Consider the following 19,872-nt stretch of genomic DNA (forward strand, 5'->3'; position numbering starts at 1 on the left):
CCCTGCCGCTTGCGCAATAGTCTGAGCCGAATTCAAGCGGATCTGCCGATATGCTGTTTCGAGACAGAAACGATGCCGGCCGCCAGTTGGCCGAAGCCTTGGTGAAGTACAAGAACCGCCATCCCGTGGTCCTGGCACTGCCGCGCGGCGGCGTTCCCGTGGCGGCGGAGGTGGCGGAACGGTTGGAAGCGCCCCTCGATCTGGTTTTGGTGCGCAAGATTGGCGCGCCCATGCAGCCGGAACTTGCGATGGGCGCGGTCGTGGACGGGGAGGAGCCTGTCATCGTTCACAACCAGGACGTCGTCGATTTGACCGGCGTGAGCGAGGAGACGTTCGACGCCATCTGCAAGGAGGAGCTTGTCGAGATCGACAGGCGACGCGAACGTTATCTGGGCAATCGCGCCCGGTCCGACGTCAAAGGACAGGTCGCGATCATCGTCGACGACGGCATTGCGACAGGCGCGACGACCCTCGCAGCGTTCCGGGCGCTGCGAAATCGGGGGCCAAAGGAACTGATCCTCGCAGTACCGGTGGCGCCTCTCGAGACGCTGCAGCGACTGCACGGAGAGGTCGACACGATCGTTTGCCTGGATACGCCGCGCGACTTTGGCGCGATCGGCTACTACTACCGTGATTTCAGCCAGGTCAGCGATGACGAAGTCGTCGCAATCCTGAAGCGGTTCCCGGCTAAGAAGACGACGGCACCAACCTCGTGAGCTTTCAGGCTGCCGGGAGACGAGAATTTCCGGGATTGGCATGGACACGTCACCAAGCGCACTCCTGACCGATCTGTACCAGTTGAATATGGTGCAGGCCTACCTGGAGGCGGGCCAGACCGGGACCGCGGTCTTCGAGTTCTTCGTCCGCAAGCTTCCGCCGCAGCGCAATTTCCTGATGGCGGCAGGGCTCGAGCAGGCGCTGGAATTCCTCCAAGGTCTGCGCTTTTCCGATGACGAATTGAGCTAGCTCATCCGCAGCGGCAGGTTCAGCGCGCGCCTGATCGACTATCTCTCCGATTTCCAGTTCAGCGGCGACGTTCATGCTATGCCGGAAGGCACGGTGTTCTTCGCCAACGAACCGATCCTCCGCGTCACGGCGCCGCTCCCCGAAGCTCAGCTTCTCGAAACCCGGCTGATCAACGTGTTGCATTTCCAGTCGCTGATCGCGTCCAAGGCCGCCCGCATGGCGCTGCTCGCACCGGACAAGCTGCTGGTTGACTTCGGGCTGCGCCGGGCCCATGGCGCCGAAGCCGGTCTTCTGGCTGCGCGGGCCAGCTATATCGGGGGCTTTGCCGGCACCGCCACAGTTCTCGCGGAAAAATGCTTCGGGATTCCTGCCTATGGCACGATGGCGCATTCATTCATCCAGTCGTTCGACGACGAGATGGCCGCCTTCGAAGCGTTTGCGCGCGCGCGTCCGAAGGACCTCGTGCTGTTGATCGACACATACGACACCGAGGTGGCGGCCAGGAAGGTCGTGACCTTGGCTCCGCGACTGCGGGCGCTCGGAATTACGATCCGCGGGGTGCGGATCGACAGCGGCGATCTGGTGGCGCTCTCGAGAAGTGTGAGGCAGATCCTTGATGAGGGTGGCCTCAACGACGTCACCATCTTCGTCAGCGGCGGCATCGAGGAAGAAACGTTGTTGTCCTTTGTCCACGAGGCCGCTCCCATCGACGGCATCGGGATCGGCACCAGCCTGGCGACGTCGTCCGACGTACCGGCGCTCGATTGCGCCTATAAGCTGCAGGAATATGCCGGCGAGCCGCGGCGGAAGCGTTCGACCGGCAAGGCGACCTGGCCCGGCCGCAAGCAGGTGTGGCGCCGCTACGATGCCGACGGCTATATGGCGTCGGACGTTCTGTCGACAGAAGACGACGTTCAAGAAGGAGAGGCCCTGATCGTCCCTGTGCTGCAACAGGGTCGTCCGATCGCGCGTCAGCCGCCGCTCCAGGACATCCGCGCCTACGCCCGGACGCAGTTGGAACGATTGCCGAGAGGTTTCGAAGGCCTTCAAAGCCGCTCGTCGTATCCCGTCCAGGTGGCGCCCCGGCTCCAACAAATGGCAGCCGCTGTCGACCTGAGAATGAGGTAGGCCTCTGCCGCAAGTCCTTCTGATCTGGATCAAAGCGAACGCCCGGTGTGCGCCTAGCGTATTACGGCATGGAGAGCGCCTGTGCCGGTTCAGAACGCTGAAATCGCCGAGATGTTCGACCAAACCGCCGAGCTCCTGGAGATCAAGGGCGACAATCCTTTCCGTTCCCGCGCCTATCGAAATGCGGCCCGTCTGATCGAGCGCCTGCCGAAGAGCATCACGAGTTTGCTGAAAGCAGGCGAGGATCTTTCCGAGCTACCGGGGATCGGCAAGGATCTCGCGGGCAAGATCGAAACCATCGTCGCGACGCACAAATTCGATGTGCTCGACCGGCTCAAGCGCGAGCTGCCGGGTGATCTCGGTGAGATTGCCGCGCTTCCCGGGCTCGGTCCCAAGCGAGTGAAGCTGCTGTACGACAAGCTGGGTGTCCGTTCGCTCGAGGATTTGCGCCGGGCGATCAGGTCGGGACGATTGCGGGAGCTGAAAGGCTTCGGAGCCAAGAGCGAGGAGAAGCTCGCGGCTGCGCTGGCCAAGCCGCAGGCGGAAAGGCGCTTTAAGCTCTCAGAGGCCGAGGCTGAAGCGGAGGCGCTGTTGAATTATCTGCGCAGTACCAAGCCGGATCAGATCGCGGTTGCCGGAAGCTATCGCCGTAGGCGCGATACCGTGGGTGATCTCGACATTGTCGTGGCCGCGCACGGCGGCGCGGCGATCGGCGACAAGCTCACCAGGTACGAGAATGTCGCCAAGGTCCTCGCGCACGGCCCGACCAGAACGACAGTAGTCCTTCGCTCTCGCCTTCAAGTCGATCTGCGGGTCGTCCCAAAGGCGAGTTACGGGGCGGCGCTGATGTATTTCACGGGGTCGAAGGCGCATAACATTGCCCTGCGCGGCCTTGCCAACGATCGTGGCTGGAAGCTCAACGAATACGGCCTGTTCGACGGCGAGCGGCGCATTGCAGGCGCGAGCGAGGAGGAGATCTACCGCAAGCTCGGCCTTGCAGCGATTCCGCCGGAAATGCGCGAGGACCGCGGCGAGATCGCGCTCGCAAGAGCCGGTAAGCTTCCCAGGCTGATTGCGCTAGGCGATATCAGGGGCGACCTGCATGTCCATTCCAACTGGAGCGATGGTACGGCGCCGGTTGCAGACATGGCGGCCGCGGCGAAAGCCAGAGGCTACGACTACATCGCCATCACGGACCACAGCCAACATGTCACGGTGGCGCATGGTCTGGATGCCGCAAGGCTGGGCCGGCAGATCGATGAAATCGATCGACTAAATGAGAAACTGGGCGGCTTTGTCGTCCTCAAGGGAGCGGAGGTCGACATCCTTGCCGATGGGCACCTCGATCTGCCGGACAAGATCCTGTCGCGGCTCGATATCGTCGTCGCGGCCGTGCACTACAAGTTCGATATGTCTCGCAAACTGCAGACCGAGCGCATCATCCGTGCGATGGACAACGGGCACGTGTCCATCATTGCCCACCCGACTGGGCGGCTCATCGGCGAGCGCGAACCCTACGAGGTGGATGTCGAGGCGATGGTCGCGGCCGCCGCCGCTCGCGGTTGTTGTCTCGAGCTGAACGCCGATCCCGACAGGCTGGACCTCATGGACATTCACGCCCATGCGGCCAAATCGGCGGGCGTCAAGCTCGCCATCTCGACCGACGCGCATGCGGTGGCTGGTTTCGACAACATGCGATTTGGTGTCGATCAGGCACGCCGCGGCTGGCTAGGGCCATCCGACGTGATCAATACGCTGCCTTTGTCCAGTCTGCGAAGACGGTTGAGGCGCTGATTTGACTCTTTGATCCCCGTCAATGTGACGCCGGGCCGCCGTGGAATCCTTATCAATAATTGAAACACGTGAGGTTTCTGATGCGGTGCGTTGTAACCTTGAGGGACGGGAGCGCAATGGAACGGGCCATGGGCGCGCTGGCGAAGTACCGGTACACGGCGGGCGGCGAACTCGCCGCCCCGGAGGGACATCCGCGGGAGTGGAGAAAGTGGCTGCTTGAGATCAATGCGGCAGAGCTCGAAGCGATTCGGGACCACGTCGATGACGGAGATGTTATCGACGTCAAGCCGATCAGCGGATGAGGCTGCGTCGAGTTTCATGCCCTGGGGCCTGAAACTCGCGACAAAACCTCTCGTGGACTGTGAAGGATTTGGTCCGGCCGATAGCCCGGCAGATATGGGCGCGCGGGTGAGCTATGGCCTCGCTTCACGATGGCGAAAGCGCGCAGGGGCGGCGTGTGAGGTCTGCGCAAGGCTTGCTGCACAACGGTAGGAACCTTCATCGCTAGCCTGAGTTGGCCGCACGGGCAGGGGCCAAAGGTCACACGAGGCCAATCGTGCAAGAAGACGTGCGCGTGCGCAGCACTGCGCAGATCGCGGGTCATCCCATTCATCCGATGCTGGTGCCGATCCCGATCGCGTGTTTTGTCGGGGCGCTGCTGACCGACATCGCCTATGTCGTCAGCGCCGAGATCATGTGGGCGGATTTTTCGGCCTGGCTTCTGCTCGTCGGCGTCATCTTCGGCGTGCTGGCGGCCATCGCGGGCCTGATCGATTTCCTCGGTAACCGGCTGGTGCGGGCGCAGGCGCCGGCCTGGCCGCACCTGATCGGCAATACGGTGGCGCTGATCCTGGCGATCTTCAACACGATGATCCACACCCGCGATGCCTGGACCTCGGTATGGCCGAGCGGGCTCGTTCTGTCCGCGATCACCGTGCTGATCCTGGCGATTACGGGGTGGCTCGGCTGGGCCATGGTCTATCGCCACGGCGTGGGAGTTGCGCGATGAAGCTCTTGTTTTCCCATGCGCTGTTGTGCTCGGCGCTTCTCTTTCTGGCCGGCTGCAATGACGGCAGCGGCGATCCCAGGGCGCAAACCGGCGCCAACCCGACGCTCCCCGACATCCAGCAATACTTGCTGCCGCCGATCCATATCGCCCGCATCGTCGGCTGGAAGAAGGACGAGACGCCGACGGTGGCGCAAGGCTTGCAGGCCAAGGCCTTTGCCACGGGCTTGCAGCACCCGCGCTCGCTCTACGTGTTGCCCAATGGCGATGTGCTGGTGGTGGAATCCAAGGCGCCGAAGGGCGCGCCGATCAAGCGGCCCAAAGAGATTGTGATGGGCTTCGTCGAGTCCTGGGCGACCTCCGGCGGCGATACTGGCCCGAGCAATCGCATCACGCTGCTGCGCGACAGCAATGGCGACGGCGTGCCGGACACGCAAAGCGTCTTTCTCGACCATCTCAATTCGCCATTCGGCGTCGCGCTGGTCGGCAACGATCTCTATGTTGCCAACACCGACGCCATCGTCAGATATCCCTACACGGAAGGGGATACGAAGATCACCGCGCCGGGCACGGTGCTGACGCCGCTGCCGGGCGGACCGATCAACCATCACTGGACCAAGAGCCTGGTGGCGAGCCCCGACGGCTCGAAGCTCTATGCCGGCGTCGGCTCCAACAGCAACATCACCGAGAACGGAATGGAGGCCGAGCACAACCGCGCCGCCATCCTCGAGATCGATCGCTCCAGCGGCCGCTGGCGTGTATTCGCAAGCGGCCTGCGCAATCCCAACGGGCTCAGCTTCGAGCCGCAGTCCGGCGCGCTGTGGACGGTTGTGAACGAGCGCGACGAACTCGGCCCCGATCTCGTCCCTGACTACATGACCTCGGTGAAGGACGGCGGATTCTACGGCTGGCCTTACAGCTATTTCGGCCAGCACGTCGATCCCCGCGTCAAGCCGGAGCGGCCGGATCTCGTGGCCAAGGCGATCGTGCCGGACTATGCCCTGAGCTCGCATGTCGCGCCGCTCGGGCTCGCCTTCAACACCGGCACCGGTCTGCCGGCGGCCTATCGCCGCGGCGCGTTTGTCGGCGAGCATGGCAGTTGGAACAGGCACGTGCTCAACGGCTACAAGGTCGTGTTCGTGCCGTTCACGGACGGCAAGCCGAGCGGCCCGCCGCAAGACATCGTCACGGGCTTTCTCAACAGCGACAACCAGGCGCGTGGCCGTCCGGTCGGTGTCGCCATCGACAAGACCGGCGCGCTTTTGATCGCAGACGACAGCGGCAACACGGTCTGGCGGGTGAGCGCGGCGCATCCGCAACTGACGCAACATTAGACATCGAGAACGGGAGGAGTTCGACAATGGGCCTTGCTCAATATGCCATCGTACCGGTGCAGGACGAATGGGGCGTGCTACATGACGGCGACGTCAAGAGCAGATACGCCACCAAGGAAGCCGCCTTCGAGTCCGCGGTGGCCGCGGCATCCCTGGCCCTTCGCGAGGGACATGAAGTCCATGTCAGCGTGCCTGGCCGCGAAGCCGGCGACAACGCGCTCGGTGTGTAGAGCGTCTGGCGGCAGAAAAGCGTGCGAGAGAAGGAGGCCGAGGTGACCAAGCCCCGTGAGCAGAACGGCGTCGAGCCGTCCCAGTCCGAGGACGACATCCAGCGCGAGCAGCTCGGTCCGCGCGGCGTGCCCGGCGCGCCTGACCCGGCCAAAATGACACCGCAGCGCGCCAAGAAGACGCCGAAGCACATCGATCCCGGTCGCACGGCGTGATGCGGGTTTGCTCTGCGGCTGGCGCCGCGGTGCCATTCGGAACCGACATTCCCGTGACATCAATCTGCAGGTAAGGAAGGTGAGCCGGCGCGATCTGCGCCTGGCGGCAGGCGACGTTTGGAATGCGGTTCTTGAAATCTGACGGCAGGCTGATCGGCGTCCTGCTCGTGCTCGCGATCACGCAATTGGTCGGATGGGGTACGATAGGCCTTCCCGCCATCGTCGGACGCGATCTCGCGGCCGATCTCGGCATGAGCCTGCCGGCGGTGTTCGCCGGGACATCCGTTCTCTACGTCTCGATGGGGCTGTGCGGCCCGTTGCTCGCCAAATCGTTTGCGCGGCATGGTGCGCGGACGGTCATGATGGTCGGCACGATCGTCACTGCGCCGGGCTTCGTGCTGCTCTCGCTCGCGCGCGAGCCGATGCTCTATTTTGCAGCGTGGATCGTGCTCGGCATGGCCGGCAGCGCCACGCTGTCGACGGGCGCCTATATCATGCTGAACGAGGTCGCAGGTCGGCGGGCCAAGAGCGCGATCGGCGCGCTCATGCTGGTGACGGGCCTGTCGAGCAGCATCTTCTGGCCGACCACCTCGTTCCTGAGCGGTCACCTCGGCTGGCGGGGGACATGCCTCGTCTACGCGGCGATGATGCTCGTCGTCAGTCTCCCGCCCTATGCGTTTTTTGCGCCGCGCCGGTCCGTCGCGGAGGACGAGGGCGCCGAGCCGACAAGGCGGTCGCGGTCGCCTGCGATTCCAAGGAGCACGTTCGGCCTCGTCGTAGCCGCGATCACGCTGAACGCCTTCGTCAATTTCGGCATCAGCGCCGTCCTGATCGAGCTGTTGCGGGCGGAGGGGCTGGCGCCGGCTCAGGCGCTGGCGTTCGGTTCGATGCTGGGCGTGATCCAGGTCAGCGCCCGCGGGCTGGATTTCCTCGGCGGCGGCCGATGGGACGGGATCACCACCGGGCTTGTGGCGGGCACCGCATTGCCGATCTCCATGCTGCTCCTGATGATGGGCGAGGGCGCCACCTGGGCGGTCGCGGTCTTCATCCTGCTCTATGGCGCCGGCAGCGGCGCGATGGCGGTGGCGCGGGCAACCATCCCGCTCGTGTTCTACGACAAGGCCGAGTTCGCCAAGGCCATGTCGATGATCGCGCTGCCGCTCAATCTGGCATCAGCGGTCTCGCCGCCGCTCCTCGTCGGCCTGCTGACTCAGTTCGGCAGCCGCGGTGCGCTCGGTCTCACCTTCGTCTTTTCCTGCGCCACGGTGCTGATCCTGGTCCTGCTCGGCCGCCGCCGACCGCGGGTGGTCGCGGCGGCCGCAACCTGAGACGTCGAGGCGATATTCGCGGCGCGGAAAGTTGCGAGCGGGAATTGGCGCCGCTGCCCCGCAGGAGATGGCCGTATGCCGTCAGTGCAGTGCTCATGGCACGAAAATAGTGTATCCGCAGGGAGCGCGGCCTTCGATCTCGCCGCCGCGCCAAAATCAGCTCTAAGATTCAGTTCCCCGGAGGAAACCGACATGTCGGCCTTGCCGCTCTCAGGCATCAAGATCCTTGACCTCACCCGCGTGCTGGCCGGGCCCCTGTCGGCCCAGATGCTGGGCGATCTCGGCGCGGAGGTGATCAAGATCGAGCGGCCGGGCACCGGCGACGACGCGCGCGCCTTCGGACCGCCCTACCTGAACGACCCCGAGGGCAAGGCCAACAACAACAACTCGTTCTACCTCTGCGCCAACCGCAACAAGAAGTCCGTCACCGTCAACATCGCCAAGCCGGAAGGGCAGGCGATCGTCCGGGAGCTCGCCAAGGACGCCGACGTCTTCATGGAGAACTACAAGGTCGGCGATCTCAAGCGCTACGGCCTCGACTACGAGACCATCAAGGCGATCAATCCCGGCATCATCTATTGCTCGGTGACGGGCTTCGGCCAGACCGGGCCGTATGCGCCGCGTGCCGGCTATGATGCCATCCTGCAGGCGATGGGCGGATTGATGAGCGTCACCGGCCATATCGACGGCGAGCCGGGCGAGGGCCCGATGAAGGTCGGCCCGTCGATCGTCGACTACATGACCGGCATGAACGCGTCGATCGGGATTCTCTCGGCGCTCTACCATCGCGACGCCAATGGCGGACAGGGACAGCACATCGACGTGTGCCTGTTCGACACCGTCATCGCATCCCTGTCGCACTGGCTGCAGATCTATCTCGTCAACGGCAAGACGCCGCCGCGCCGCGGCACCTGGGGCAATGGCGGCATGCCGGCCGGGGTGTTCCGCTGCGCCGACGGCGAGTTGATGCTGGTGGTCGGCAATGACGGCCAGTTTCAGCGCACCTGCGCCGTGCTGGGCGAGCCCGAGCTCGCGAACGATCCGCGCTTCGTCAAGAACAACGACCGCGTCGTGCACGGCAAGGAGATCATGGCGATCTTCGCCGGCCTGTTCCTGAAACAGCCGGTGGCCTACTGGCTGGAGAAGCTCGAGGAGGCGGGTGTGCCGTCAGGTCCGATCAACAATTTCGAGCAGGTGTTTTCCGACCCGCACGTCCAGTCGCGCGGCATGCGGGTGAAGGTCGATCACCCCTTCAAGCCCGATCTTTCGCTGGTCCGCAACGCGTTGACCCTCTCGGAGACGCCGATCGAGACCTACCGCGCTCCGCCGCTGCTAGGGGAGCACACCGAGGAGGTGCTCAGTGGCAAGCTCGGCTATGATGCGGGCAAGATCGAGCAGCTGAAGCAGCAGGGGATCATCTAGCCGGAGGGAACGTGAGCCTCGGCGCGACCGTGCGACGGCCGAGGACGCACGCGCGCTACCGGGGCTTGCCTGAAGCTTGCCCGCAATCCCCAGATAATCCCGGCCCGTAGTCGCACAGGCTTCCCCTTCGCGCGAGACTCTGATTCGATCTCTCCACTTGAGTTCGGGAGGGAAGCGAATGTCCTACACGATCGGGTTCCAGGCCAAGGACCAGAAGGCCATTCTGGCGACCGAGGCGGCCACCGCCAATCAGGCCATCGCCATCATTGCCGCGTTGCGGCAGAGCGCCGACGAAATAAAGTTCATCCGATCGCCGCAGGAAGGCGAGATGGGTATCGAGATGCTGCTGCTGCTCGCCAAGGAAGAGGCCGAGGAGATGCCGCAGCGGGTCTAAGCCCGCCGGCGGCAGCCGCGCAAATTCAGGTGTCTTTTCCCGCGCGGGAGTGCCTCGCCCCTGCTTTGATCGGGCTCATCGATCAGCGTGCATCGCGTGCCAGTGCTCGCACCGGCGCCTTGCTCTCCGTCCGCCCCGCGGTCAGCGCCATCGTCGCGACGCTGACCACGCGCGCAACCACGTCCTCGACGTCGTCGAGATCGCATTTGCCTTCCGACAGCTTGGTCAGCCGCTCGCTCTCGCGGATGGTGTGGTGCGCCATCGCGAGCGCGAAGTTGAGGCCCCAGTAGATATCGACGTCGCTGCGCTCGGGCAGGGCGCGGCGCATTGCGCCGGCGAATTTCCGCAAATGGTCGATCTCGCGGTTCTTGATGCGGCGGATCGGCGGCACGGATTCGATCGAAGCGCGGATCATGAAGCGCGCTGCGGTGGAGCGCTGGTTCTGCGGGCCAAGGCAGCCGCGCAAGGTCGGGCCGACCAGGGCGCGCAAGATCACCTCGATCGGCGCGCGGCCGCCGCCTTGCTCTTCCGCCGCCTTCAATTCGCGCAGGCGCTCGCGGTTGGTGGCGATCGAGCGTGTGACGAACAGTTCCGCGATCAGCTCGTCCTTCGAGCCGAAATGATAGTTCACCGCCGCCAGGTTGACATTGGCCTCCGCGACGATGTCGCGCAGCGTCACGTCGCCGAAGCCGCGATCGGCATAGAGCCGTTCGGCGGCGGCGAGAATGGCAGACCTCGTATGATCGCTGGCCATGGCTCTTATCCCGTCATTCCGGGGCGACGCGTCAGCGTTGCACCCGGAATCTCGCGCCACATTTCGAAATTCCGGGTTCAGCCCTGCGGGCTGTCACGGAATGACGTCGTGAGCGAGGGAGTTGCAATTCAAACAGTTGTATGAAACTATTGTTTGAAGGCCGGGAAAAGTCAATCCGCAATCAAGACTCATTCGCAAGTGCGATGGGTTCCTGTGCACCACGCAAGTTTGCGCATTCGCGCTTGCGGGCCGCGCGCGGCGGGAGGACAGTCCGGCGCAAAAGGACCAGCGAGAGAGAAACGAGGAGCGTCCCATGGATTTTGATCTGTCGACCAAGCAGAAGGAATGGCTCGAACGCGTGCGGTCCTTCATGGCCAAGCACGTGCGCCCGGCGGTGCCGATTTACGACCAGCAGGACAAGAGCGGCGACCGCTGGAAGGTCATCCCGGTGCTGGAAGACCTCAAGAAGAAGGCGAAGGCCGAGGGCCTCTGGAACATGTTCATGCCGCCGAACGAGCATGAAGATGATGAATTCCGTGGTGCGGGATTGACCAATCTCGAATACGCGCTCCTGTCCGAAGAGATGGGTCGCATCACCTGGGCCTCGGAGGTGTTCAACTGCTCGGCGCCTGATACCGGCAACATGGAAGTGTTCATGCGCTACGGCACCAAGGAGCAGAAGCGCAAATGGCTGCGTCCGCTGATGGACGGCGAGATCCGCTCGGCCTTCCTGATGACGGAACCTGCGGTCGCCTCGTCCGACGCCACCAACATCGAGACCCGCATCGAGCGGGACGGCGATCACTACGTCATCAACGGCCGCAAATGGTGGTCGTCCGGCGTCGGTGATCCCCGCTGCAAGATCGCGATCCTAATGGGCAAGACCGACTTCAAGGCGGCCAAGCACCAGCAGCAGTCGCAGATCCTGGTTCCGCTCGACACTCCCGGTATCAAGGTCGAGAAGATGCTGCCGGTGTTCGGCTTCGACGACGCCCCGCACGGCCACGCCCAGGTGCTGCTCGAGAACGTGCGCGTGCCGAAGGAGAATATCCTGCTCGGCGAAGGCCGCGGCTTCGAGATCGCGCAGGGCCGCCTCGGTCCGGGCCGCATCCATCACTGCATGCGCACCATCGGCAAGGCCGAGGAGGCGCTGGAGAAGATGGTGAAGCGGCTCACCTCGCGCACCGCCTTCGGCAAGAAGATCGTCGAGCACTCCGTGTGGGAGCAGCGCATCGGCGAAGCCCGCACCAACATCGAGATGACGCGTCTGCTCTGCCTCAAGGCGGCCGACATGATGGACAAGGTCGGCAACAAGACCGCGCAGGCCGAGATCGCCATGATCAAGGTCGCAGCACCCAACATGGCGCTGAAGATCATCGACGAGGCGATCCAGGCGTTCGGCGGCGGCGGTGTGTCGGACGAGGCCGGCCTTGCCAAGGACTACGCCCACATCCGCACGCTCCGTCTCGCCGACGGTCCGGACGAGGTCCACAATCGCGCCATTGCCAGGCTCGAAGTTCGGAAGTATGCCAACTCTCCCAATCACTAAGCGGGGGAGCCCTGCGGCGCTCCCGACTTGAAGAACGACGGGACATGATCCAATTGCGGTAACCGCTTGACGCAAGTGCGTCAGCGGTTACCGATTAGGATCATGTTCGGAGCGAAGAGGGAGCGTCACCGTGGCTGACGGCGTCAGGAAAGACGAGGAGTTTTCGGGCACCAAGCCGGTCGAGGAGCGTCATCGCTTCGACGAACTGCGGCTGGAGGCCTGGATGCGCGAGAACGTCGAAGGCTTCGAGGGACCGCTGGTCGTGCTCCAGTTCAAGGGCGGCCAGTCCAACCCGACTTATCGGCTCAACACGCCGAACCGTTCCTACGTGATGCGCAGGAAGCCCTTCGGCAAATTGCTGCCATCGGCGCATGCGGTCGACCGCGAGTACCGCGTCATCGCCGCGCTTGGAAAGCAGGGCTTTCCGGTCGCGCGCGCCTATGCGCTGTGCCAGGACGATGGCGTGATCGGCGCCGCCTTCTACATCATGTCGATGGAGGAGGGCCGGGTGTTCTGGGATCCAACGCTGCCGAGCCAGGAGCCGGAAGCGCGGCGCAAGATCTTCACCAGCAAGATCGAGACGCTGGCGAAGCTCCACATGTTCGATCCCAACGCCATCGGCCTCGGTGACTTCGGCAAGCCCGGCAATTACTTTGCGCGCCAGATCGACCGCTGGACCAAGCAGTATCGGGCCTCCGAGACCCAGCACATTCCGGAGTTCGAGAAGGTCGCCGAATGGCTGCCGCGGACGGTGCCGGAGCAGGCGCGCGTCTCGATCGTCCATGGTGACTACCGCCTCGACAACATGATTTTCCACGCAACGGAACCGCGCGTGCAGGCCGTGCTGGACTGGGAGTTGTCGACGCTCGGCGATCCCATGGCCGACTTCACCTATCTCTTGATGCAATGGATCATGCCGGGCCTGGAGGGCGCCGACCTCAAGGCGCTCAACATCCCCAGCCTTGAAGAGGCCGCGCAGATCTATGGCAACGTCACCAAGATGACGGTGCCTGATCTCAATTGGTACTTCGCCTACAACCTGTTCCGTCTCGCCGGCATCACCCAGGGCATCGCCGGCCGCGTCCGCGACGGTACCGCCGCCAACGCCAAGGCGCTCGAATCCGCCAAGCGCACCGTGCCCCTGTCGAAGGCGTCGTGGGAATACGCGCAGAAGGCGGGCGCGGTGTAGGAATGACAAAGGCGCGGCCGATCTGGCCGCGCCTTTTCTCATTGGCGTGCACAACTCTCGTGTCCCGCACGCGGTGCAGCACCATAAGCGCGTTCACGCCGTCTTCGACGCGCTATGGTGCTGCTCCGCAGAGCCGGGACCCCAGTCACGTCACCGATATTGCCTACGCGTTCTTACAATGCGCGATCAGCCTCTCCACGAACCCCGCGCATTTCTCCAGCTCCGCCATCTCCACGAACTCATCCGGCGTATGCGCCTGCGCGATCGAGCCCGGGCCGATCACCACCGACGGGATGTCGGTCATGCTGGAGAACAGGCTGGCCTCGGTGCCGAACGCGACCTTGGCATGGTCGTTGCGCCCCGCCAGGCTTTTGGCGAGCGTCACGATCGCGGCATCTGCAGGCGTGTCGAGGGCGGGGTAGTCGAGGATCTCCTCGAAATCGATGCCGCATTCAGGATGCCTCGCCTTCATCGCCGGCTCGATCTCGGCCTTGGCCCAGGCGACGATCGCATCCGTCACCTCTCTGGATTCGGTGATACCGATGCCGCGGCATTCGAAATCCACCGTGCAGGTGTCGGGGACGATGTTCAGCGCGGCGCCGCCATGCACGATGCTGGTCAGCAGCGTCGAGTGCGGGACGTCGTAGAGCCTGTCCGTTGATCGCGCGGCCGCGAGCGCCACGGCGCGGCGGCGGATCTCGACGATCAACTCGGCCGCATATTCGATCGCGTTGACACCCTCAGGCGCGATCGAGGAGTGACGGGCAAGACCATGGAACGTCGCGCGCACGCCATGCTTGCCCTTGTGGCCGATGATCACCTGCATCTGCGTGGGCTCGCCGATGAAGGCGCCGAGCGGCTTGACCTTCTTCTTCGCGACCTCGCGCAGCATCGGCCGCACGCCGACGCAGCCGATCTCTTCATCATAGGAGATCGCCAGATGGATCGGCGTCTTGAGTTTCGCCTCCATCATCTCCGGCACCATGGCAAGGCACACCGCGACATAGCCCTTCATGTCGGTGGTGCCGCGGCCGTAGAGCTTGCCGTCGCGCTCCACCAGCTTGAACGGATCATGGCTCCAGTCCTGGCCCACGACAGGCACCACGTCGGTATGGCCCGACAGCGCGAAGCCCGGCCGGTCCTCCGGTCCGATCGTGACCCAGAGCGAAGCCTTCTCGCCGGTCTCATCGACGATGCGCTCGCCCTTGATGCCGAACGCGGCGAGATAGCTTTCGATATGGGCAATCAGGGGGAGATTGGTGCGGTCGCTGACGGTGTCGAAGGCGACGAGGTCGGCGAGGAGTTTTCGGATGCGATCGGGTCTCGAGCTTGGCATTGTCACGTTTTTGTCGGAGGAAGATGGAGGCTGAGGTGCCTGCACGAACCATACCAACGCCGTGGCCGGTCGGGCAAATCAACATCGGGGCTACGAGACCTTGTACCGGTAGTCGGGCAAAACACCTAACCGTCGGTCAATCCGTGCCGCCAAAAACATTCCGCTTTACCGAATTTCGGAAACGGCGTATGTAGCGCCCACTCCGGCCCAAGGAAGAGGGGCGTATCGCGATCGTCACGAACGCGGGCCGGACGGCGGTGGACGCAGGTTATATCGGCGCGAGAGGCATCGCAGGGCGGGCAACCGTGAGCGAGACCCAGCGCGCACACGACCGGTGTGATCGGCGTACGGCAAAATCGTGTGGTCCTGGCGCCCGGGGTCTGTGCGCCAAGTGTTGCGGTGATGTGGCAGCCCGACCGGGTTCGCGCATCAGTCATCCGCAACGCGACGGGGGCAATAGTGCATCGCTCCCCGGGGAGAGCGCGACATAAGCCGTCAAACCACTGCGCAGGGAAGGCCGGGATGTCCTGGCTACACCTGTATGCCGCTGTGCAGCTTCTCACCACGCAGATTTCGCACAGTGGACCTCGGGTGCCAGCCGGCTCCCGGTCTTCCCTGCGCCCTCTTTCATTTCAGAGGGTGAGACATCAAGGCAAAGCTCGGGCGAAATGCGCCGCGAGAATGCGAAGGTGTGCCTGCGATGAGGATGCGAATTGAACGCAAGCTGCGTACCGGATACTCCGTCATTGCGAGGAGTTCTTGCGACGAAGCAATCCAGACCGTCTCCGCAGCGGCAGTCTCGATTGCTTCGCTGCGCTCGCAATGACGGTGGCGGCAGTTGCGCGCCAAATTCCGCTCTCGTGCCCCGGACGCAGCGCAGCGCCTCGCCGGCGATGCGAAGCATCGTCCGGTTCGGCGGTGCGCTGCAGAGCCGGGGCCCATATCACAGCGAACCGTGCGGCGCCCTGGGTCCCGGCTCTGCGCCGCAGCGCTTGCGCGCTGTGTCCGGGACACGAGACCATTGTTAAACCGGCTTGCCCGTATACGGCATCGACGCCGTCAAGCCGCCGTCGACCGGGAACGCCTGGCCGTTCACATAGGACGCCTCGTCGCTGGCCAGGAACAGCCCCATCGCGGCAAGCTCATGCGGCTGGCCGGGCCGCTTGAGCGGATTGAGCTGGCCGATCTTGTCCTGGGTGCCGCGCTCCTTGGCGCGGTCGAAGATCGGCTTAGTCATGCCCGTTTCGATCAGGCCGGGGCAGACTGCGTTGATGCGCACGCCGGTGCCGGTGAGCGAATAGGCCGTGGTCTGCACCAGGCTGATCACGCCGGCCTTGCTGGCGGCATAGGGATGGCCGCTGGCGCCCGCTTTCAGGCCCGCAACCGAAGCGGTCAGCACGATCGCGCCGGACTGCTGTTTCACCATATGCGGCATCGCGTATTTCACCGCGAGGAACGGCCCGATCAGGTTGACGCGCAAGATCTCCTGCCAGTGCTCCACCGTCTGCTCGGCGATCGGAATGAGCCCGCCGGATATGCCGGCATTGGCCCAGATCACGTCGAGCCGGCCGTGCGTCTTCACGGCCCTGTCGATGACGGCGATGACGTCCTTCTCGGAGCCGGCATCGGCGATCATGGCTTCCGCGATGCCGCCGGCCTGCTTCACCTCCTCGACGGTCTCCTTCACGGCCTCCGTGCGGTCGACCGCGATCAGCCTGGCGCCTTCCCGGGTGAACAGCAGCGCAGCGGCGCGCCCGATGCCGCTGCCGGCGCCGGTGATGATGACGGATTTGCCTTGCAGGCGGCCCATGCGTAGCTCCCTTTTGCTCGCGCGCGACGCTTGCCGCGCGATGGAATTTCAAACAAGATTTCAAACGGTAAAGTGTCTTGAGACACGTTCGTTACTGACGTACAGCGACATCAAACGGGATGGAAGGGTTTCGATGGCAGCTGCAGGCAAGCCCAATGTGGTCGTCACGCGGTGGTGGTGGGTCCGTCACGCGCCGGTGCGCAATGACGGGGGCAACATCTACGGACAGTCCGACATCGCCTGCGACACCAGCGACACCTATGTGTTCAATGCTGTTGCCAAGGTGCTGCCACGTACGGCCGTATGGTATTCGAGCAACCTGATGCGCACGCACCAGACCGCGGAGGCGATCTGGGCGGCCGGCTTCCCGAGGCCTGCATCGATGACATGGGAAGCGGATCTCGCGGAGCAGAACCTCGGCCGCTGGCAGGGCATGAACCGCGCCCAGTTCATCGCCAGCCGCCCCGTCGGATCGAGCTGGTTCGCGGACATCAACGAGCCTGCGCCTGGCGGCGAAAGCTTCATGGACCTCTACAACCGTACGCGCCGCACCATCGAGCGGATTAATGTCGAGGCGGCCGGACAGGACATCGTCGCAGTCGCGCATGGCGGCACCATCAAGGCGGCGCTGGGCCTCGCGCTCGATGGCCAGCCGGAGCGCGGGTTGTCGTTCGACATCGACAATTGCTCGGTGACGCGGCTGGACTATTTTGCGAGCCCCGATCGCACGGTGTGGCGGCTGCCGATGGTGAATCAGCAGCCGTGGATCGCCGATCCCGCGCACGCGGCGATGCATCAGCCGGCGGGACCGGAAGTCAAGAAGCTGGCCTGAAGAGTTTGTCATTCCGGGATGGTCTGAAGGACCAGACCCGGAATCTCGAGATTCCGGGTTCGGTCCTGCGAACCGCCCCGGAATGACATCCAAAGTGAAAATTAGAATTTGGGAGAGACACATGACCTTATTCGACATGAAGGGGAAAGTCGCCGTCATCACGGGATCGACGCGCGGCATCGGGCTCGCGATCGCCGAGCGCATGGCCGAGCACGGCGCCAAGGTGGTGATCTCCTCGCGCAAGGCCGACGTCTGCGAGCAGGTGGCGAAGGGCATCAACGGCAGGTTCGGCAAGGGCACCGCGGTCGCGATCGCCGCCAACATCTCGTCGAAGGAGAATCTGCAAAACCTCGTCGACGAGAGCAACCGTGCCTTCGGCAAGATCGACGTGCTGGTCTGCAATGCGGCTTCGAATCCGTATTACGGCCCGCTCGCAGGCATCTCCGACGATCAGTTCAGGAAGATCCTCGACAACAACATCGTCGCCAACAATTGGCTGATCTCGATGGTGGTGCCGCAGATGATCGAGCGCAAGGATGGCTCCATCATCATCGTCTCCTCGATCGGCGGCCTCAAGGGCTCGACCATCCTCGGTGCTTACGCCATTTCGAAAGCCGCCGACATGCAGCTCGCGCGCAACCTCGCCTGTGAATACGGCCCGCACAACATTCGCGTGAACTGCATCGCGCCCGGCCTGATCAAGACCGATTTCGCGAAAGCGCTGTGGGACAATCCGGAGAATCTGAAAGCCTCGACCTCGCGCTCGCCGCTCCTGCGCATCGGCATCCCCGACGAGATCGCGGGCGCGGCGGTGTTCCTGGGATCGAAGGCCGGCGACTTCATGACCGGCCAGACCATGGTGATCGACGGCGGCGCGACGATCAGTTGATGATCTCGTGTCCCGGACGCGGTGCAGCGCGTAACGCTGCTCCGCAGAGCCGGGGCTCAGAAAGCCGAGAACGAGATCGCGAATGCATGGGCCCCGGCTCTGCGCAGCAACGCCATAGCGCGTCGAAGACGCGCGTAAACGCGCTTGGGGCGTTGCAGCGCGTCCGGGGCAAGAGACCTCAGTCCATCGCCGCGTACACCAGATCCCGCACCAGTGTCCGCGTGTAGTCGCGCTGGCCGGGGCCCTGGCTCATGAACACCGCGAACAGATCCTCCTTCGGATCGATCCAGAAGAACGTGCCGGCAATGCCGCTCCAGAAATACTGGCCGACGCTGCCGGGGAAGGGCGCGATGCCGGCCTCCTTGCGCACGGCGAAGCCGAGGCCGAAGCCGTGGCCGGGCGACAGCAGCGTGCCGTTGATGGCGACGCTTGGGGCGAGGTGATCGGATGCCATCAGCTCCAGCGTCTTGCGGCCGATGATCCTGTTGCCGTCGAGCGTGCCGCCGTTGCGCAGCATCAGGCAGAAGCGGGCATAGTCCATCGTGGTCGAGACCAGGCCGCCGCCGCCGGACTCCATCACCGGCTGCTCGAGCATGTTGAACAGCGCGACCTTGTCGCCGGTCCAGGGATCGGCCGCGAACGGCTCGGCGAGCCGGCCGGCATTGGCCTCGCTAGTCGAGAAGCCGGTCTCGGCCATCTGGAGCGGCACGAGCACGCGCTCGGTTAGGAACGCGCCGAGCGACTTGCCGCTGACGACCTCGATGATGCGGCCGAGGATGTCGGTGGAGCGGCTGTAGTTGAACTCCGCGCCGGGCTGGCAGACCAGCGGAAAGCTCGCCACCAATGCTGCGTGCTCGGCGTTGCTGATCTTGCGGCTGCGGACGCGGGACTCCTGGTAGAGCTTGTGCACGGGGCCGTCGCCCTGGTGCTCGTAGGTGAGGCCCGAGGTGTGGCGGAGCAGGTCCTGCACGGTCATCGGCCGCGTCGGGAGCACCAACTCCAGTTGCCCGCCACTGACGACGCCGACCTTTTGCTCGGCGAACTCGGGAATGAACTTGGCGACCGCGTCACCGAGAAGCAGGTGGCCGTCCTCGACCAGCGCCATGATGGCGACCGAGACGATCGGCTTGGTCATCGAGAAGATGCGGAAGATCGAATCGCGCGCCATCGGTGTGGCACCAAGCGGGCTCTGCTGGCCGAGCGCCTCGAACCAGCCGATTTGGCCTCGCCTCGCTACCAGCACGGTGATGCCGGGAACGGTTCCCTTGTCGATCTCGCGCTTGAACGCGTCCGACATGGCCTGGAGACGGGGCCGCGACAGCCCGAGCGTCTCGGGGCGGGCTTCCGGCAAGGGCGGGGTCTGGGGCGCGGTTGTGGCCTGAGGGGCGGCTGTGGCGGTCGCTGCGGCGGTCATGGGCACTCCCGGTTGCTTTTCGTTATCGTCAACGGACTGTGGCCCAGAAGCCCCGGCACAAACAAGCGAAGCCGGCGCGGTTCACCCTTGCAAACCGGCCGTCCCCTGTGCTTGAAAGCGCCCCTGATCCGCGGTGACGTGGGTTCGTAGGAGTGTAGCTCAATTGGTAGAGCACCGGTCTCCAAAACCGGGGGTCGCAGGTTCGAGCCCTGCCACTCCTGCCAGTAAAATCAGTCACTTAGATTAGATGCTGGCGGGATAGGGACACGGCGTCCCACGTACGA

The 19,872-nt window shown here is 64.2% G+C and carries 18 protein-coding genes, 1 tRNA gene and 1 pseudogene; 16 read left to right on the forward strand and 4 right to left on the reverse strand.

Features of this window, described 5'->3' with window-relative positions:
- Positions 1-50: 50 nt before the first annotated feature.
- From EHH60_RS00765 to EHH60_RS00810, 11 genes and pseudogenes are all read left to right on the forward strand, one after another.
- A complete protein-coding gene (locus EHH60_RS00765) occupies positions 51-716 on the forward strand; it encodes a phosphoribosyltransferase (RefSeq protein WP_124157635.1) in 666 nt (221 codons plus the stop codon).
- 88 nt (positions 717-804) lie between these two features.
- Positions 805-2,094 (forward strand): annotated as a pseudogene (locus EHH60_RS00770) (nicotinate phosphoribosyltransferase).
- Between the two features lie 81 nt (positions 2,095-2,175).
- Complete coding sequence (polX, locus tag EHH60_RS00775) at positions 2,176-3,888, forward strand: DNA polymerase/3'-5' exonuclease PolX (RefSeq protein ID WP_124157636.1); 1,713 nt, start codon at positions 2,176-2,178, stop codon at positions 3,886-3,888.
- Between the two features lie 116 nt (positions 3,889-4,004).
- Entirely contained in the window at positions 4,005-4,190 is a 186-nt protein-coding gene (locus EHH60_RS00780; protein ID WP_245454363.1) for a hypothetical protein, read from the forward strand.
- A 254-nt stretch (positions 4,191-4,444) separates the two neighbouring features.
- The gene (locus EHH60_RS00785; RefSeq protein ID WP_124157637.1) at positions 4,445-4,897 is read left to right on the forward strand and encodes a DUF2231 domain-containing protein; all 453 of its coding nucleotides are present in this window, start codon (positions 4,445-4,447) and stop codon (positions 4,895-4,897) included.
- Positions 4,894-6,228: a PQQ-dependent sugar dehydrogenase gene (locus EHH60_RS00790; RefSeq protein ID WP_124157638.1), complete on the forward strand. Its 1,335-nt coding sequence runs from the start codon at positions 4,894-4,896 to the stop codon at positions 6,226-6,228. The genes EHH60_RS00785 and EHH60_RS00790 overlap by 4 nt, the downstream gene beginning before the upstream one ends.
- 26 nt (positions 6,229-6,254) lie before the next feature.
- Entirely contained in the window at positions 6,255-6,458 is a 204-nt protein-coding gene (locus EHH60_RS00795) for a hypothetical protein (protein ID WP_061030115.1), read from the forward strand.
- Positions 6,459-6,500: 42 nt separating this feature from the next.
- Positions 6,501-6,671, forward strand: coding sequence for a hypothetical protein (locus EHH60_RS37365; RefSeq protein ID WP_199751245.1), 171 nt, complete (start codon positions 6,501-6,503; stop codon positions 6,669-6,671).
- A 122-nt stretch (positions 6,672-6,793) separates the two neighbouring features.
- Positions 6,794-7,999 carry an MFS transporter gene (locus tag EHH60_RS00800; protein ID WP_124157639.1) on the forward strand — a complete coding sequence of 402 codons (1,206 nt, stop codon included), beginning with the start codon at positions 6,794-6,796 and terminating at the stop codon, positions 7,997-7,999.
- Positions 8,000-8,191: 192 nt separating this feature from the next.
- A complete protein-coding gene (locus EHH60_RS00805; protein WP_124157640.1) occupies positions 8,192-9,421 on the forward strand; it encodes a CaiB/BaiF CoA transferase family protein in 1,230 nt (409 codons plus the stop codon).
- Between the two features lie 178 nt (positions 9,422-9,599).
- A complete protein-coding gene (locus EHH60_RS00810; protein ID WP_124157641.1) occupies positions 9,600-9,815 on the forward strand; it encodes a hypothetical protein in 216 nt (71 codons plus the stop codon).
- An 82-nt stretch (positions 9,816-9,897) separates the two neighbouring features.
- Here the strand turns inward: EHH60_RS00810 and EHH60_RS00815 are convergent, their stop codons facing one another.
- The gene (locus tag EHH60_RS00815) at positions 9,898-10,569 is read right to left on the reverse strand and encodes a TetR/AcrR family transcriptional regulator (RefSeq protein ID WP_124157642.1); all 672 of its coding nucleotides are present in this window, start codon (positions 10,567-10,569) and stop codon (positions 9,898-9,900) included.
- 313 nt (positions 10,570-10,882) lie between these two features.
- Between EHH60_RS00815 and EHH60_RS00820 the strand changes: the two genes are divergently transcribed.
- Positions 10,883-12,118 (forward strand): acyl-CoA dehydrogenase family protein, encoded by a 1,236-nt coding sequence (locus tag EHH60_RS00820; RefSeq protein WP_124157643.1) that lies wholly within the window; start codon positions 10,883-10,885, stop codon positions 12,116-12,118.
- A gap of 130 nt (positions 12,119-12,248) precedes the next feature.
- Entirely contained in the window at positions 12,249-13,307 is a 1,059-nt protein-coding gene (locus tag EHH60_RS00825) for a phosphotransferase family protein (RefSeq protein WP_124157644.1), read from the forward strand.
- A gap of 163 nt (positions 13,308-13,470) precedes the next feature.
- Here EHH60_RS00825 and argE read toward each other — a convergent pair whose 3' ends face one another.
- A complete protein-coding gene (argE, locus tag EHH60_RS00830; RefSeq protein WP_124157645.1) occupies positions 13,471-14,643 on the reverse strand; it encodes an acetylornithine deacetylase in 1,173 nt (390 codons plus the stop codon).
- A gap of 1,024 nt (positions 14,644-15,667) precedes the next feature.
- Complete coding sequence (locus EHH60_RS00840) at positions 15,668-16,453, reverse strand: SDR family NAD(P)-dependent oxidoreductase (RefSeq protein ID WP_124157646.1); 786 nt, start codon at positions 16,451-16,453, stop codon at positions 15,668-15,670.
- 133 nt (positions 16,454-16,586) lie between these two features.
- Here EHH60_RS00840 and EHH60_RS00845 point away from each other — a divergent pair, with 133 nt between their 5' ends.
- Together EHH60_RS00845 and EHH60_RS00850 are read left to right on the forward strand one after the other, a co-directional pair.
- Entirely contained in the window at positions 16,587-17,285 is a 699-nt protein-coding gene (locus tag EHH60_RS00845; RefSeq protein ID WP_199751246.1) for a histidine phosphatase family protein, read from the forward strand.
- Positions 17,286-17,406: 121 nt separating this feature from the next.
- On the forward strand, positions 17,407-18,174 hold the full coding sequence (locus tag EHH60_RS00850) for an SDR family NAD(P)-dependent oxidoreductase (protein ID WP_124157647.1): 768 nt from the start codon (positions 17,407-17,409) through the stop codon (positions 18,172-18,174).
- 178 nt (positions 18,175-18,352) lie between these two features.
- On the opposite strand, the gene EHH60_RS00855 is transcribed toward EHH60_RS00850, so the two are convergent.
- The gene (locus EHH60_RS00855; RefSeq protein WP_124157648.1) at positions 18,353-19,588 is read right to left on the reverse strand and encodes a serine hydrolase domain-containing protein; all 1,236 of its coding nucleotides are present in this window, start codon (positions 19,586-19,588) and stop codon (positions 18,353-18,355) included.
- A gap of 148 nt (positions 19,589-19,736) precedes the next feature.
- On the opposite strand from EHH60_RS00855, the gene EHH60_RS00860 reads away from it, so the two are divergent.
- A tRNA-Trp gene (locus EHH60_RS00860) sits at positions 19,737-19,812 on the forward strand.
- The last annotated feature ends 60 nt before the right edge of the window (positions 19,813-19,872 follow it).

The organism is Bradyrhizobium sp. RP6 (genome assembly GCF_003837805.1).
Lineage (GTDB): Bacteria > Pseudomonadota > Alphaproteobacteria > Rhizobiales > Xanthobacteraceae > Bradyrhizobium.